This window comes from Streptomyces sp. ADI96-02, from assembly GCF_003846185.1.
GTDB lineage: Bacteria > Actinomycetota > Actinomycetes > Streptomycetales > Streptomycetaceae > Streptomyces.
The window spans coordinates 6,249,984-6,265,114 of the sequence record NZ_ML123034.1 but is presented as its reverse complement, the minus strand read 5'-3'; the positions used below and the strand labels follow the sequence as shown (position 1 = coordinate 6,265,114).

12 protein-coding genes are annotated in these 15,131 nt (G+C 69.6%); 4 read left to right on the top strand and 8 right to left on the bottom strand.

Going from position 1 to position 15,131, the window contains the following annotated elements; translation table 11 throughout:
* Positions 1 to 560 precede the first annotated feature (560 nt).
* Positions 561 to 1,523 (bottom strand): hypothetical protein, encoded by a 963-nt coding sequence (locus tag EES43_RS27395; RefSeq protein ID WP_124271234.1) that lies wholly within the window; start codon positions 1,521 to 1,523, stop codon positions 561 to 563.
* A gap of 215 nt (positions 1,524 to 1,738) precedes the next feature.
* Between EES43_RS27395 and EES43_RS27390 the strand changes: the two genes are divergently transcribed.
* The gene (locus EES43_RS27390; protein WP_124271233.1) at positions 1,739 to 3,862 is read left to right on the top strand and encodes a M4 family metallopeptidase; all 2,124 of its coding nucleotides are present in this window, start codon (positions 1,739 to 1,741) and stop codon (positions 3,860 to 3,862) included.
* A gap of 238 nt (positions 3,863 to 4,100) precedes the next feature.
* On the opposite strand, the gene EES43_RS27385 is transcribed toward EES43_RS27390, so the two are convergent.
* The 3 genes from EES43_RS27385 to EES43_RS27375 form a co-directional block, all read right to left on the bottom strand.
* Positions 4,101 to 5,486 (bottom strand): glutamate-cysteine ligase family protein, encoded by a 1,386-nt coding sequence (locus EES43_RS27385; protein ID WP_124271232.1) that lies wholly within the window; start codon positions 5,484 to 5,486, stop codon positions 4,101 to 4,103.
* Positions 5,483 to 7,051: a flavin monoamine oxidase family protein gene (locus EES43_RS27380; RefSeq protein ID WP_206430135.1), complete on the bottom strand. Its 1,569-nt coding sequence runs from the start codon at positions 7,049 to 7,051 to the stop codon at positions 5,483 to 5,485. Before EES43_RS27380 ends, EES43_RS27385 begins: the two co-directional genes overlap by 4 nt.
* Positions 7,052 to 7,372: 321 nt before the next feature.
* Positions 7,373 to 8,797: an FAD-binding oxidoreductase gene (locus EES43_RS27375; RefSeq protein WP_164493291.1), complete on the bottom strand. Its 1,425-nt coding sequence runs from the start codon at positions 8,795 to 8,797 to the stop codon at positions 7,373 to 7,375.
* Between the two features lie 285 nt (positions 8,798 to 9,082).
* On the opposite strand from EES43_RS27375, the gene EES43_RS27370 reads away from it, so the two are divergent.
* Entirely contained in the window at positions 9,083 to 9,580 is a 498-nt protein-coding gene (locus EES43_RS27370; RefSeq protein WP_124271230.1) for an inorganic diphosphatase, read from the top strand.
* 15 nt (positions 9,581 to 9,595) lie between these two features.
* On the opposite strand, the gene crcB is transcribed toward EES43_RS27370, so the two are convergent.
* The 4 genes from crcB to EES43_RS27355 form a co-directional block, all read right to left on the bottom strand.
* Positions 9,596 to 9,970 carry a fluoride efflux transporter CrcB gene (gene crcB, locus EES43_RS27365; RefSeq protein ID WP_124271229.1) on the bottom strand — a complete coding sequence of 125 codons (375 nt, stop codon included), beginning with the start codon at positions 9,968 to 9,970 and terminating at the stop codon, positions 9,596 to 9,598.
* Complete coding sequence (locus EES43_RS31785; RefSeq protein ID WP_277426080.1) at positions 9,967 to 10,101, bottom strand: hypothetical protein; 135 nt, start codon at positions 10,099 to 10,101, stop codon at positions 9,967 to 9,969. Before EES43_RS31785 ends, crcB begins: the two co-directional genes overlap by 4 nt.
* Entirely contained in the window at positions 10,098 to 10,583 is a 486-nt protein-coding gene (locus EES43_RS27360; protein WP_124272177.1) for a fluoride efflux transporter FluC, read from the bottom strand. The genes EES43_RS31785 and EES43_RS27360 overlap by 4 nt, the downstream gene beginning before the upstream one ends.
* Positions 10,584 to 10,970: 387 nt before the next feature.
* Positions 10,971 to 11,720, bottom strand: a complete 750-nt coding sequence (locus EES43_RS27355; RefSeq protein WP_124271228.1) for a nucleotidyltransferase family protein — start codon at positions 11,718 to 11,720, stop codon at positions 10,971 to 10,973.
* A gap of 443 nt (positions 11,721 to 12,163) precedes the next feature.
* On the opposite strand from EES43_RS27355, the gene EES43_RS27350 reads away from it, so the two are divergent.
* Both EES43_RS27350 and glpK read left to right on the top strand, forming a co-directional pair.
* Entirely contained in the window at positions 12,164 to 13,009 is an 846-nt protein-coding gene (locus tag EES43_RS27350; protein WP_124271227.1) for an MIP/aquaporin family protein, read from the top strand.
* A gap of 48 nt (positions 13,010 to 13,057) precedes the next feature.
* Positions 13,058 to 14,575: a glycerol kinase GlpK gene (glpK, locus tag EES43_RS27345; protein WP_124271226.1), complete on the top strand. Its 1,518-nt coding sequence runs from the start codon at positions 13,058 to 13,060 to the stop codon at positions 14,573 to 14,575.
* The last annotated feature ends 556 nt before the right edge of the window (positions 14,576 to 15,131 follow it).

Here is a 15,131-nt window from a genome sequence, read left to right as displayed (position 1 = left end):
CGCGTGGTCCTTCTATGTGGACCGCGATCAGCACGACGAGTTGAAGCTGTTCTTCTTCTACGGCGACCCCGACTCCGGGAACGCCTACGTGATGACACGCGAGACGGAGTCATAGCCCATTCGTCGATCGCCGCGACCAGCACAGTCGCCTCGTAGCGGATCGCGAGCTTGTGTTGTGTCGTAGTGCGTGGCGGCAACTCTGTTCCTCCTGAGGCGGTTGATCCCGCACTCGACCGCATGGCGCTCGCGGTGGTCGCCGCATCGGGGTACGGCGGTCGGCCGCCGCGGGAGCCGCACTTCCCGCGGTTACGGGCCTGGTCGGCCTTGTCGACGCGCGGTCGGCTCGGTCCGATGCGAGGCACGCGGACCTTCCTCTGGCATGGATTCGGATGGCGGCGAGTCTCGGCGCCGCCCTGCTGTCACCCCGATCGGCATGGACTTCCGCCCCTGCTCGACGGCCGGGTGCAGCTTGGCGGTGAACCCGCCTCCCGACCGCCCCAGCCCGTGATCACCGGGCGGACCTCCTCCCGGTCTCCGGTCACTCCCACTCCCAGCGCATCTCACTCCCACTCCCAGCGCATCGCGTGAAAGCCGGCCACGGGGTCCTGGAAGACGGCGTGTGCACGCCCCGAGGCGCTGATCCACAACGGCTTGTCCGCCAGCGAGCCCTGCGTCGGGCCGGTCCGGACGGAGCTGGAATAGGTACCGCAACGTACCGGAATGCGGGCCGGGTGGAAGAGCATCTCCAGGGTGTAGAGCTGAGCGGCGACGCGGAAAGCGCGCCCGCACGCATCGGTGGGTGGTCGTCCTGCGTGGTGGTAGGTGTACGTGTACTCGATGATCTCGGTCTCGCCCGGGGAGAGCGCGTGGTCGAGGAGGAGCTCAGCGACCATCAGCGGAACGGACGGGTCGCTGCGCACCCGGCCGATGCGGGCGTTGCGCAGTTCGGTGAGTTCGGGGAGTGGCCGGTTCGGGCTCTCCCCGCGGATGATGACCACACAGCGGTCGGCGCGTTCCCGGGTCGCCTGGAGGATGAGGGTGGACGTCGATCTGACCTCGGCTCCGTACTCGTCAAGTTCATAGCGGTCATGCGCGATCAGCCTCTTCAGGCCATCGTCGGTGTTGCCCAGCTCGCTCAGAAGTACAGGGAGGCTCTCGTCCTCCCGCCAGAGCGATTCGGTGTCCAGGACCGTGGGCGGTCGGCCGACCCATCGGCCGCGTGGCCGCTGCGGACCGAGCAGCGAGACCAAGGAGTCGACCGGAAGGCGGAGCAACTCCTCCAGGAGGCGCACCGCTTGGAGCGAACTCGGACGCTCCGGCCTGCTGCGCCCGCTGCGCCAGTAGCTGAGCGTGGTGACGCTGACCGTCACCCCCCTTGCCAGCAGATGCTGTTGCAGCCGTTGCAGACTGAGGCCTCTGGCGCGGATCGCCTCGTCGAGGGCGGCCTCGAAGGGACCGTTGCGCAGGGCGGCGGCCAGTTCGGATCTGTGACGGCGGCTGGGAGTTCCGTCATGGCCGGCCAAGAGTGTCTCCAGACGGGGTCGTTCTGCAGATCCGGGCGCAGGTGGCGACGTAGCTGCGAAGGGGGCGATTATCGGTCATGCCCACAACAGTATTGAGCATGACGCCCCTGCGAAAGGTCTGGATCCACTTGTCATGCACCGTTCGCAACTCTGCTTAATTAACAGAGTTGTGGGCCGTTGACCTGCCGTTCCATCGACGGCCACTCTTCCGGCCCATGAGACTTCCCCCACGCCACACACCATTCCTGGCGCTCGCCGTCGGCGGTCTGCTCGTAGCCGGCGCCATGGCCCAGCCCGCCGTCGCCGTCGCCACCGACTCCGTCAGCGCCACCGTGAGCGATCCGAGGCCCGCTCCCCCGAAGGTCACCTCCTCCGAGGCTCTCCGCGAGGCCAAGGAGTCCATCGCCGGACACCCCCGTGCGGCCCGCGCGAGCGCCCAGGACACGTTCACCTCCGGCGCGGTCCAGATCGACAAGGACGGATCGAGCCACGTCCGCCTCAACCGTCAGTATCAGGGCCTGCCGGTCGTCGGCGGCGACGTGATCGTGCACTCCGCCCCCGACGGGGAGTTGCACGACACGACCCTCTCCCTCGCCGCGCCGCTGTCCGTATCCACGAAGGCGAAGGTCGGTTCCGCCAGTGCGTTGGCGACCGCGAAGAAGCTGTTCAAGGGCAGGCTGGCGAGTACGTCGGTGAAGCTCTCCGTGGACGCTCTCTCGGCGACGCCCCGCCTGGTCTGGCATGTCGAGACCAACGGCATCGCGCCCGACCAGTCGCCCAATGAGCTGAACGTCCTGGTGGACGCGGTCACGGGCAAGGTCGTACGCGACTGGAACGGCTTCCATACCGCCGAGGGCACCGGCCGTGGCTACCAGGTCGGCGGCGTAGGGGTGAGCACCACCCCGATCTCGGGAGGGTACGAACTCAAGGACCCCCTCCGCGGCAACGGAGAGACCCGCGACGCGCAGAACCGCACGATACCCGACACCGACGACATTCCGGCCGGATGGGGTCAGGCGTTCACCGACACGGACAACGCCTGGGGCGACGGAACGCTCACCAACCGTGCCACCGTGGCCGTCGACGCGCACTACGGAATCCAGCAGACCTGGGACTACTTCAAGAACGTCCATGGCCGCAACGGCATCCGCAACGACGGCGCCGGCGCCCGGTCCTTCGTGCACTGGGGTGTGGACTACGCCAACGCCGGCTGGTCCGACAAGGACTTCGCCATGATCTACGGCGACGGCGAGCCCGGCTCCAAGCCGTTCACCCAACTCGACGTCGCCGGGCACGAGATGGCCCACGGTGTCACCTCCGCCACCGCCAATCTCAACTACAGCGGTGAGTCCGGAGGCCTGAACGAGGCCACCAGCGACATCTTCGGCACCCTGGTCGAGTTCAACACCGACAACGCGGCCGACGCTCCCGACTACCTCATCGGCGAGAAGATCGACATCAACGGCAACGGCACCCCGCTGCGCTACATGGACAAGCCGTCAAAGGACGGCCGAGGCTCCCAGGACTGCTGGACCACCGGCACCAAGAACCTGGACCCGCACTATTCCTCGGGTCCGGGCAACCACTTCTTCTATCTCCTCGCCGTCGGCTCCGGCCAGAGCTCCTGGGGCAACAGCCCTACCTGCAACGGTTCCACGGTCACCGGCATCGGCAACGCCGCCGCGGGCAAGATCTGGTACCGCGCGCTCACCACGTACATGACCTCCGGTACGACCTACGCCCAGGCCAGGACCGCCACCATCAAGGCGGCCACCGACCTGTACGGCGCGACCAGCGCCCAGTGCACGGCCGTGGAGAAGGCGTGGGGCGGTGTCTCCGTCGCCGCGACCGCCACGACCTGTGGTGGTACCACTCCGCCGACCGGCGGCAACCTGCTCGTCAACCCCGGATTCGAGTCCGGCGCAAGCGGCTGGACCGCCGCCTCCGGAGTGATCACCAACCGTGCCGACGGCGCCCCGTATGCCGGCTCCTACTACGCCTACCTCAACGGCCGCGGCACCACTCGCACCGACACCCTCTCCCAGTCGGTGACCGTCCCGTCCACCGCGGTGGCGCCCAAGCTCAGCTTCTACCTGCGGATCACGACCGCCGAGACCGGCGCCACGGCGTACGACACCCTCAAGGCCCAGGTCGTCTCAGGCACCACCACGACCACCCTGGCCACCTACTCCAACACCACGCCGAGCAACTACACACTGCGGACGTTGGATCTGTCGGCCTTCAAGGGCAAGACCGTCACCATCAAGTTCCTCGGTGCGGAGGATTCCTCGCTGTCGACCAGTTTCCTCATCGACAACACCTCCGTGACCACCGGATGACCCTTGGGCAGGCACCCCGCGGGGTGCCTGCCCCCGTCATGGTGTGAGCGAGAGCCGCAGCCGCCTCGTATCCGCACCGCTTGCGAAGAGGCGTCCGACGGCCTGCCGGTCGCACCGAGCCCGTCCCCTGCCCGCCCGCCGCGACCCGGCGCGCCCAACCAACCAACCACCCACCCACCCACCAGCGGTGAGACCACCGACTGGTGGGTGGGCCGTACGCCTTCGCCCGCGATCCGCGTCAGGCGGCGGGTGGGATCCGATGAGCCGAGACGTAGCGGGCGGGATCGTTGCGGTAGGTCGTCCGCCAGTGACGGGCGGTCTGCTCGGCGAACGTCTCGTCCGTGTCCAGGATCTCGTCGAGCGGGTCGAGGAAGGCAAGCGCTTCGGGTTGTTCGAGCCCGGCGTGGACGCGCGACCGCAGGCCCGCGCGTGCCAGTCCGAGCAGGTGGCGGGCCAGGTCGCGAACGCTGTCCCGGCCCAGACGCGTCGCCAGTCCGGCCGTGGGCAGAGCCTGTTGCGCCGCGGCGTTCTCCTCGGGCGTGTAGTGCCGGAGCAGCTCCCAGGCGGCCGACCGCGAGGGCTCGTGATACGTCAGTCCGGTCCACAGGGCCGGCACCGCGGGAATGTGCGGGTACGGCGGGCCGTCCGGCGCGCGGGTCTCCAGAGTCCGACGGACGCGGACCGTGGTGTAGATCTGGTCGAGGTGGGAGAGCCAGTCCTCTTCATCAGGCGGAGTGCCGTCGTCGAAACCGTCGCGCAGAAGGTCTGCGAAGGTCCGCGGTCCAGCAAGGCAGTAGCCGCCGGGGCCCCGGCGGTAGATCATCGGCATGCCCAGGGCCCAGTCGGTGAGAGCCTGCGCCGTGAGCGGGGTCCGCAGCGCCGGGCGCGGGGAGCCGACCCGTCCGGGGTCCATCCGCAGCCAGTCGCGGCAGCGGTGCGAGAGGATGCCGTCGAGGCGGCCGGCGTACAGCGGCGAGTTGACGAGCAGGGCCGCGACGACGGGCGAGGCGGCCACCTGGACGCGCAGTTTCGCAGCCAGGTCGTCCTCGGAGAGGTGATCCAGCGTGGTCTGGGTCGAGGTCGACAGCCTCATGATGTGCGGCGCCCCCTCGCCTTCCGGGCCGAGGCCGGCGAAGTACGTTCGCATGACCCCACCGCGCACGGTGGGAACCCAGGTGGCCGTCTCGACCCGGTTGAAGGGCAGGTTTCCCCCGGGCACGATGGCCAGCCCGTGCTGCTGTGCCAGAGCGGCCAGGGCCTCGACGGTGACGCGCATGGCCGTCACCAGGGTCACCAGGTCGTCCGCCGGAGGGGAGGAGTATTCCAACTGGCCGCCGTGTTCGAGCGTCAGCTTGGTGCCGTCCGGGAGGTGGACGCCCGTCAGGACGTCTCCGGCCCACTGCGGTGAACCGCCCCACTCCCGCAGCACCTGGTGCAGGAGGGCGGCCATGCCGTGGGGCCCGGCGTAGGGAGCGGCGAGGCCGGTCGTCTCGTCCAGCACACCCGCCTCGACTTCGAGGCCGATGCGTTCGCGCGTGCCGCGTGGAGCGAGGAACACTTCGCGCAGGTCCGCCATGTGCGGCGCAGGACGGTGGCGGTCGCTCTCCTTGCCCTGCGTACTCATGACACCGCTCCTTGTCCGATGAGGTCTTCCGCCGCGTGCTCCGTGCGCTGCTTGCCCAGCCCTTCCGCCGTCGCGGACAGACGATCGAGCACGTGGCCGACAGCGTGGAGCGCGGACTGGGCGGCGCCCTGCATCCACGCGTGGGCGGCTGAGAGGTGCTCGCCCGCGAAGAAGAGACGGGGATTGCCCGCCGGGTGCGGTGTCGCCAGGCCGTCGAGATATCTCGTGTGCTCTCCTGGAGCGAGGTAGGCGAAGGATCCTCCGCTCATTCCGGGCTGATGGTCCCAATCCCAGTGCAGGATGTCGTCGATGTCGTCGCCTATGCCCGGGTGCAGCTGTTCCAGGCTCCGCATGACGATCCGGTCGCGGTCCGCGGGCTTCAGCGCGGTGAACCGCTGCGCGTGCGGGCCCCAGAGATAGGCGCCTGTGAGCACCCCCGGCTCGTGTGAAAGCTCGGCGTTCCGAGCGGTCAGCCGCTGCGGCGACGTGCCGGCGGCGGGGACGGCACGGGCGTTGTCCGACGGGTACCAGCACTGCTGAATGGGGAGATCGGTGAAACTCCCGCCGCCGTAGATGCCGTCGTCGATCTCCCAGCTCCGCCTGCGCAGGTGAACGAGGGTCTTGGTGCTGCTCGCATAGGTGAGGCCGCGGACGGCCTGTGCCTGCCGGTGCGGCAGCTCCGGGGTGATGGCGATCCGGTCGAGCGTGGTCAGCGGGACGCAGGCCATCACGGCGTCGTACGACTCGTCGACGGGCCGGCCGACACACCGGCCAGTGATCCGCGCCCCGTCGGAGAGCAGGTGCACGGCGTCGACACGGGTGGACAGGCGGAGCGTTCCCGGCCTCAGACGCCGTACGAACTCACGCACCAGCGTGTCCATCCCGCCGACGATTTCAAGGGGTGCGGCGTGGAAGAGACCGAAGTAGTCGACGAGCACCTCGAGAAGAGAGGCGTCCTCGTAGTGCACCAGTCCGCTGGCGTGCCCGAGCAGGTCCCAGGCGTCCTCGGAGAACCGCCGGCGCGCGAACTGCCACAGGGAGGTCGACATCAACTCGTCCAGGGCCGCGTCCTGCCAGTCGCCCTCCAGGACGCTCACCTGCTGCGCGGGGGTCAGTTCGTCCCACGCTGTACGCAGCACACGGTCCAGCCATGATCTTGGTCCGCCCTGTTCGGTGACATCGAGACCGTAGGCCGGATAGAGCTGTTGCGCTTGGCCTAATCGAACCCGTCGTCCGCGAAGATGGTAGTAACCGTCCGGGTTGAGGTTGATGAAGGGGCGGGTCCGCAGGCCGAACTGCCGCACGTAGTGGAGCACGCATGCGTGATTCCCAGGAATGCGCATCGCGCCTACGTCAGCGTAGGTGCCGTCCCAGAACCGGTGCGTACGCACCCGGCCCCCGGGGCGCCCGGCTTGCTCATGGACCACGGCGTCCACCCCGCGCCGTTGGAGTTCGTAGGCGGAAACCAGCCCGGCCAGCCCGCCGCCGATAATTCCCACCCGCGCCGGGTAAGCCGGCACCGCCACACGCAAATCATCCGGAAACGCAAAGCACCGATCGAACAACTCTCCACACTCCTCTATTGGCCTTCTGCTCCCGATATCAGGCGGTCTGCGCCCGGCCCGCAACGAAGTCGCCGGGACCGCGACCACAAAATATGAATGGTCATCAGTACCGTGGATGAAACCTCTGCGGCTGACCGCCGCGCCCGGAGGCCGGGCATTCGCCGTCCGCCCGAGTACGGACCTGTGCTGTCCGGAGAGGTCGGCGACTCGGCCGGGCGGGACCGCGCCGGCCGCCGGGGATTACGGGACAGCGTCCCACCGGGCACTCCTGGTCCGGCTGTCGGGCGACAGCCCCTCGCCGTCCCGGGCGAGCCTCCACCTCTACGGGTCAGGCGCGGGTGGGATGTTGAGGTTGTAGCGGAACATGTTCGCCGGGTCGAATTCCCTCTTCAGCTTCCGGAGCTTTTCGTACGTCGGCTCGGAATATGCCGAACGGATATCGGCTTCGCTCTGGGGGCCGATCAGGAAATTCGACACCTTGCCCGGTGCGGCCCACGGTCCGAGGGAGCTGGTCACCCGGTCTTCGAGGCGTTCCGTGAGTCCAAGGTCGCCGTGCGGCTCCGCGGGGGCCAGCAGAAACAGGTTGTACTCCGCTTCCGAGTAGTGGCCGACCGCCCCGGACGACGTCGCCTCGTGCGCCAACGCCCCTTGCATATGGCGCAGTTCCAGCATGAAGGGAGCTTCGGCCGCAGGGCCGGCCAACTCCTCGATCACCTGGAGAGCAGCCTGGTCCACGTTGCGGAGCATCATCGTCCGGCTCACCGTGGCCATGGGCGTCGTGGGGTCGTTGTGAATGCTGCCGGAAAGCCGGTAGGACATGGGCGCCGTGGTGTCCTGGAGCAGCGGAGCCGCCTCCCGCAGCGGCTGGAGCAAGGGCCGCGCGGCGGAGGCGGGGCCGGTGTACGCGACGCGAACGTGGACGACGAATCGACCGCGGAGGAAATCCGGGATCTCCGGAATGGGCGGAAAGCGAAGCAGGCACAGTGAGGTGCACAGGGAATCCGGCGCCGTTCGGACCCACTCGGCATAGGACGCCAGTACGGCCCGCGTGTGCGCCCCGTCGAAGAACAGTCCGCCCCCGAAGAACTCGTCGACGGGAAACAGGTCGATGCTCGCGGAGACGACGATGCCGAGGTTTCCCCGGCTGCCGCGCAGGCCCCAGAACAGGTCGGGGCGGCTCCGGGGCGAAGCCTCCGTCGTACGGCCGTCGGCGGTGACGACCCGGAGGGAGCGGACATGGTCGGCCGGGCTTCCGAAACGCCGTGACAGCAGGCCGAGGCCCCCGCCGAGAAGGTAGGAGACAGCGCCCACGCCGGGTGCGGCTCCACTGAGCGGGACGAGACCGTGGTCGGCGGCGGGTTCGATGACGTCGGCCCATCGGGCGCCCGCCCCGACGTGGGCCACCCGGGCTCCCGCGTCGACGCGCACGTCCGACATGTGCGTGGTGGTCACGAGAACGCTGTCCCGGTCGGCGGCCACGCACGTCCCGTGCCCGGTGGCCTGCACAGCCACGCCGAGTCCCTGTTCCCCCGCCCACCTCACCGCGGCCACTACGTCGTCGGGACCGCGGGCCGCCACGACGACCGCCGGACGATGCTCCAAGCTCCGCTCGAACCCGTTCTTCTCGGCTTCGTATCCATCGTCGCCGGGAAGGAGGATCGCGCCGGCGACCTGCCGCTGAAGGCGTCGCACCTCGACCGAGGAGAAGGCGGCCGGGCCCCCGGCTCCTTCACCGATTCCCGTCATCAGAACCTCCTGTGAGGAGAAGCGAGCGGCGCTCATCGCTTCCGGCTCCGACGCCTTCGCCGCGCGCTTCCGGGGCGGACTGCCGGTGGCCGCCCCACCCGAGACGATCGCCTGGTTCGAGTGTGACGCCGGGGGGCCCGACGTGCGAGCGGACGCCGACGTGGTGAGGCGTCCCTGTGCCCCGGGTTTCTCCGGACTCGCGGTATGACCCTCCCCGGTCACACTGGACGTAGGAGCCGACCGCGCGGAATCCCAGGTCGGCCCGCCGGGGCGAAGGGAGGCGTCGTGGAGTTCGACGTGACCGTGGAGATCCCGCAGGGGTCGCGGAACAAGTACGAGATGGACCACGCGGTCGGACGGATCCGGCTGGACCGGACGCTGTTCACCGCCACCCGCTACCCGGCCGACTACGGGTACATCGACGGCACTCTGGGCCGTGACGGCGATCCTCTGGACGCGCTGGTCCTCGTCGGGGAGAGGACGTTCTCCGGCTGTGTGATCCGCTGCCGGGCCATCGGCATGTACGTGATGCGCGACGAGGCGGGGCCGGACGAGAAGGTGCTGTGCGTGCCGGCCGGCGACCCCCGCAACGCCGAGATGCGGGAGATCACCGACGTGCCGGACTTCGACCTGATGGAGATCACCCACTTCTTCGAGGTCTACAAGGACCTGGAGCCCGGCAAATCGGTGGAGGGCTCCCACTGGACGGGCCGCGAAGAGGCGTACGCGGAGATCGAGGCCTCCCGCGGCCGAGCCGCCGCCGGGCGGGAAGGGCCCGGGTGAACGCGGAGACGGCCGTCACGCCCACAGGGCCTGGGCGAGCGCGGCACCGCCGAACACCGCGCCCAGCCCCGCCGCCACGCTCCCCACGACATTGGCGGCGGCGTAGAACGTCGCGCCGTCCTCGGTGAGGCGCAGCGTCTCGTAACTGAAGGTGGAGTAGGTCGTCAGTGCGCCGCACAGTCCGGTGCCGACGAACAACTGCACCGAGGAGGAGGCCGCACCGGCCGAGACCGCACCGGTCAGCAGACCCAGGATCAGGCAGCCCGTCACGTTGACGGTGAAGGTCCCCCAGGGGAAGACGCTGTCGTGCCGGCGCTGCACGGCCCGGTCGGCGAGATACCGCAGGGGCGCGCCGACGGCTCCGCCGACGATGACCAGGATCCAGTTCACCGGGTCTCCCCCCGGCCGGTGCGGCGGACGGCCGCGCGGTCGTCGAGGACCACCGGCCCTTCGCGGGCGGGTACGTCCGGGCGCGGCAGGGAGATCGCCGGACGCGGTGCCGCGCCGGTCGCTCGCGTCATGTCCGCCTCCCTGCCCGTACGCGGCGGGTCGCCCATACCGCGGCCCACACCGCGGCGAGGGACGTGAGCGCCGTGAGTGCCAGATAGGCCAGAGCGGTGCCGGCCCGGCCGCTGTTCAGCAGCGCACGGATGTCACCCGTATAGGTCGAGAAGGTGGTGAACCCGCCCAGCACGCCGGTGCCGAAGAACGGCCGTACCAGCCGGTGCGCCGCCCACCTGTCGCTGAGCACCACCATGAACACCCCGATCATCGCGCACCCGACGGCGTTCACGAGGAGGACCGTCCAGGGAAACCGGCCGGCCGCGGTGGGCCAGAGGAGTGTCGCCCCGTAGCGGGCAGCGGTGCCCGTCGCGCCCCCCAGGGCCACGACGGCCACCACCGGCCAGAGCACGTTCGCCCGCTCACTCCGCTGTGCGGGCTCGGACAGATCGACGTCGGGGTCGATCGGCCCGTTCGCCGGTCCCGGCCGCCGGCTCTCCATCGGCATGCGCCTCCTCGTCTCGGTACGCCCGCCGGCGGGCGTCTTCCCCGCGCCAGGGCAACCGTAAGCGGAGACGCCGCGGGGCCGACGGCCTTGACGGTCACCGGGTAGGAGGTTCCGGGCTTGGGGTGGTCGACCGGGGTGAGGTCGACGGCCGAGCGGTTGACGTCGAACGGGGTGCCGTCGCCGACCGTGGTGCGGTGCCGCCACCGCCGTCGCGCATGCGTCGCGAACACGGAAACGCCCGCACACAGGTCGTGTGCGGGCGTTCCGATGGTGCGGCGAGGAGCCCTGCGTCTGCCGTCGCTCGGCCGCGCGGAGGCGCGGCGCGCGTCCGCGCGGGAGCGGAGGCCGTCGTCTCCTCAACGGCCGGCGGGCGATGAAATCTCAGGCGTGGGCATCGGTGGTGTGGAATTCCCGGGGGAGCACTTTGCCGGCGGCACGGATTTCCTTCGACGCTTCCATGACGTCCTTCACGGTGTCGATTCCCCGCCAGTATCCGGACAGCCGGTAACCGACGAGCCGGCCTTCCCGGGCGAGCTGGGGAAAGGTGCTGTCCTCATGGTCGCCCTTGTCCGGCAGCAGGGACACGACGTCCGGGCAGAACACGTAAATACCGGCGTTGATCCAGTAGGGCAGCTCCGGCGACTGCGTGAAGCCCCGGATTCGATTGTCGTCGTCCAGATCCGCCACGCCCCAGTTGGAGCGGTAGGGCGACAGCGCGACCGTCACGGCCGCGTCCTCCCGCTCGTGGCAGGCCGCCAGTTCCTTGAGGGAGAAGTCGGTCACCACGTCACCGTTCAGGACGAAGAAGGGGGCTTCGCGGTCGGCGAGCCGTCGCGCGGCGAACTTCAGGCCGCCGCCCCGCCCGAGCGGTTCGCTCTCGATGGCGTACCGGATCTCCATTCCGAACCGCGAACCTTCGCCCAGGTATTCCGAGATCATTTCGTGGCGATAACCGGCACTGATCGTCACGGATTTCACGCCGTGGTCGGCGAGCCAGGCGAGCTGATGGCCGATGATCGGCGCTCCCGCAACCGGGACCATGGCTTTGGGAGCGTCATCCGTGTAAGGACGCATGCGGGTGGCCTGGCCACCCGCCAGGATCAAAGCCTGCGCTACTTCGGTTGCGGCCATGTATCTCGTCGCCCTCCAGGCATCAAGGGTGCCCCTGTGACACCCGCAGGGCACATCCTCTCATCGGGAAGACCACGACAGGCAGGGCGATCGCCGCCCAGGAAATCCGCTGCGGAAAGGCGGTGCCGGCCGGCGTGAATTGTCTCGCCCCGAGCGCCCCCCGACGACGATCCGATGCCGCTCCCCGGTCTACACCGCCGACGCCGCCGACGCCGCCGACGCAACCGCGGTGGTCCGGAGCGGATCGCAGTATCGCGATTGAGCCGAACGGGTCATGTCGGTGAAGGCCGGGAGACGCGCCCGCCCCGCCGGGGCCTCTGTGGCCCATCGCCGCCGTCGTGACCGGCGGTGACGGTACGACATGCGGTCGTCACGACCTGCGCCTAGGGTCGACGCAGGATCGGGCAACCGTTGCCCGTCCTTCCGTGGGAAGTGAGATCCCAATGGGTCGGTTCAAGAAGTCAGGACTCGCCGGGGAACTCTCAGCGGAGTTCCTCGGCACCATGATCCTCATTCTGTTCGGCTGCGGTGTCGTGGCCCAAGTCGTCGCGGGTGGTGCTCTGACCAACCCCCCGGGCGGGCTCGGTGACCACGACAGCATCGCCTGGGCCTGGGGCCTCGGCGTCACGCTCGGCGTGTACGTCGCGGCCAGGCTGAGCGGGGCGCACCTGAATCCCGCCGTCACGCTCTCGCTCGCGGCGTTCAAAGGCTTCCCGTGGAATAAGGTCGCCCCGTACGCCCTCGCCCAGCTCGCCGGCGCGTTCGTCGCCGCGCTGCTCGTGCGGTGGAACTACAGCGAGGCCCTGGCGAAGGCGGACCCGGGTCACACGTTCAAGACGCAGATCGTGTTCTCGACGCTGCCCGCCAACGGCAACCCCGCGCTGCCGGTGCACGAATGGGGCGCGCTGCGGGACCAGATCATCGGTACCGCCATCCTCGTTCTGCTCATCTTCGCGGTGACCGACATGCTCAACACGCCCCCGGGCGTCAACCTCGGCCCGCTCATCGTCGGCCTCATCGTGGTGGCGATCGGCATGGCGTGGGGGACCAACGCGGGATACGCGATCAACCCGGCCCGCGACCTGGGCCCGCGCCTCGCCAGCTTCATCACCGGGTACGGGTCCGCCTGGCGTGATCAGTACGGGAATCTCTACTTCTGGGTGCCGATCGTTGGTCCCCTCGTCGGCGGTCCGGTCGGGGCGTTGGTCTACAAGACGCTCATCAGCCGGTTCCTGCCGAACGCGGCACCGGAACCGCCGGGCCGGATCCCCGCATCGCAGCAGCAGTGACACCAGGCGCCCGCGCCGCGCGCGGGCTCAGGAGAGGCGGCGTGGCCCATGGCTGATTTCGTCGGCGCGGTGGACCAAGGCACCACCAGCACACGTTTCATGATCTTCGACCACGCGGGCAACGAAGTGGCGAAGCACCAACTCGAACACACGCAGATCCTGCCCCGTTCCGGCTGGGTGGAGCACGACCCGGTCGAGATCTGGGAGCGCACCAACTCGGTCATGCAGAACGCTCTGCGCGTCGGCGGTCTGACCGGCGCGGACCTCGACTCGATCGGGATCACCAACCAGCGTGAGACCACGGTCGTCTGGGATCCGCGCACGGGCCGTCCGTACTACAACGCCATCGTCTGGCAGGACACCCGGACGGACTCGATCGCCAAGGCCCTCGAACGGGACGGGCACGGCGAGGTCATCCGGCGCAAGGCGGGCCTGCCCCCGGCGACGTACTTCTCCGGGGGGAAGATCAAGTGGATCCTCGACAACGTCGAGGGGGTGCGCGAGGCCGCCGAGCAGGGCAACGCGGTCTTCGGGAACACCGACTGCTGGGTCCTGTGGAACCTCACCGGCGGTCCGGACGGCGGCGTCCACGCGACGGACGTGACCAACGCCAGCCGCACCATGCTGATGAACCTGGAGACGCTCGACTGGGACGACGAGCTGCTGGAGATCTTCGGCATCCCGCGCGCCATGCTGCCGACGATCCGGCCGTCCTCGCACCGGGAGGCGTACGGCACCACCCGCACGTCCCGACCGCTGCGCGCCGCCGTCCCGATCACCGGCGTGCTGGGCGACCAGCAGGCGGCCACCGTCGGGCAGGTCTGCTACGAGCCGGGCGAGGCGAAGAACACGTACGGCACCGGCAACTTCCTGGTGCTCAACACCGGTACGCAGCTCATCCGTTCGCAGCACGGTCTGCTGACGACGGTGGCGTACCAGTTCGGGGACGAGCCGGTCGTCTACGCGCTCGAAGGCTCGATCGCCGTGACGGGTTCGGCCGTGCAGTGGCTGCGCGACCAGATGAAGATCATCGGCGACGCGGCGGAGAGCGAACGGCTCGCCCGCACGGTGGAGGACAACGGCGGCATGTACTTCGTGCCGGCCTTCTCCGGCCTCTTCGCCCCGTACTGGCGCTCCGACGCCCGCGGCGCCATCGTCGGGCTGGCCCGGTTCAACACCAACGGCCACCTGGCGCGCGCCACTCTGGAGGCCATCTGCTACCAGAGCCGCGACGTGGTGGAGGCGATGGAGCAGGACTCGGGCGTCCACCTCGACGTCCTGAAGGTGGACGGCGGCGTCACCGCCAACGACCTGTGCATGCAGATCCAGGCGGACGTCCTCGGCGTGCCCGTCAGCAGGCCGGTGGTCGCCGAGACCACCGCGCTCGGCGCGGCGTGCGCGGCGGGGCTCGCCACCGGGTTCTGGCGTGACCAGGGCGAACTGCGGGCGCACTGGCAGGAGTCGAAGCGCTGGGAGCCGCAGTGGAGCGAGGACCGGCGGGCACAGGGTTACGCCGACTGGAAGAGGGCGGTCGAGCGCACCCTGGACTGGGTGACGGTCGACTGAGGCCCTCCGGGGCGACCGCAGGCAGGCAGCGGAGTGGGCGGCGACATCCTCGCCGCCCACTCCGCTGCCGTACGCGGCCGGCTCCCCCGCCATGCGCGCCCGCGGCGAGGTCTTCCGCCTCTGCGGACGCCCGCGATGTTCGGCCCGGACTGATGATCAGGCCGACGAGCGAAGGGCCGAACGCGGACTTCGCCACCTGCCGCTCACCGTCGAACAGCGGGACCGGGACCCGGCGGACGCCTACCGCGTCCCCGTCCGCTCCGGCGTCGTGCGAGGCCGTCCACCACGGCTCGCGACCTGTCACGAGATCAATGATCGGAGTGCCCGCCGTCGGACTCCCACCGGGAGTTCGTCACGAACCGGCTCAGCCGGTAGGTGGTCGGCAGCGCCAGGCGCCCGCACAGCGTGTCGATCCGGATCATCGAACCATCGACTCCTGCCGCCCGGAGGCGGCGTAGCCGGGTACGCATCTCCACCTGGTCCTGAGTCTCGACGACCACTTCCCACCGTCCCGCGCCCGGCGCGGTGCGAGCGGCGAGCCGCTGACTCTCGGCGT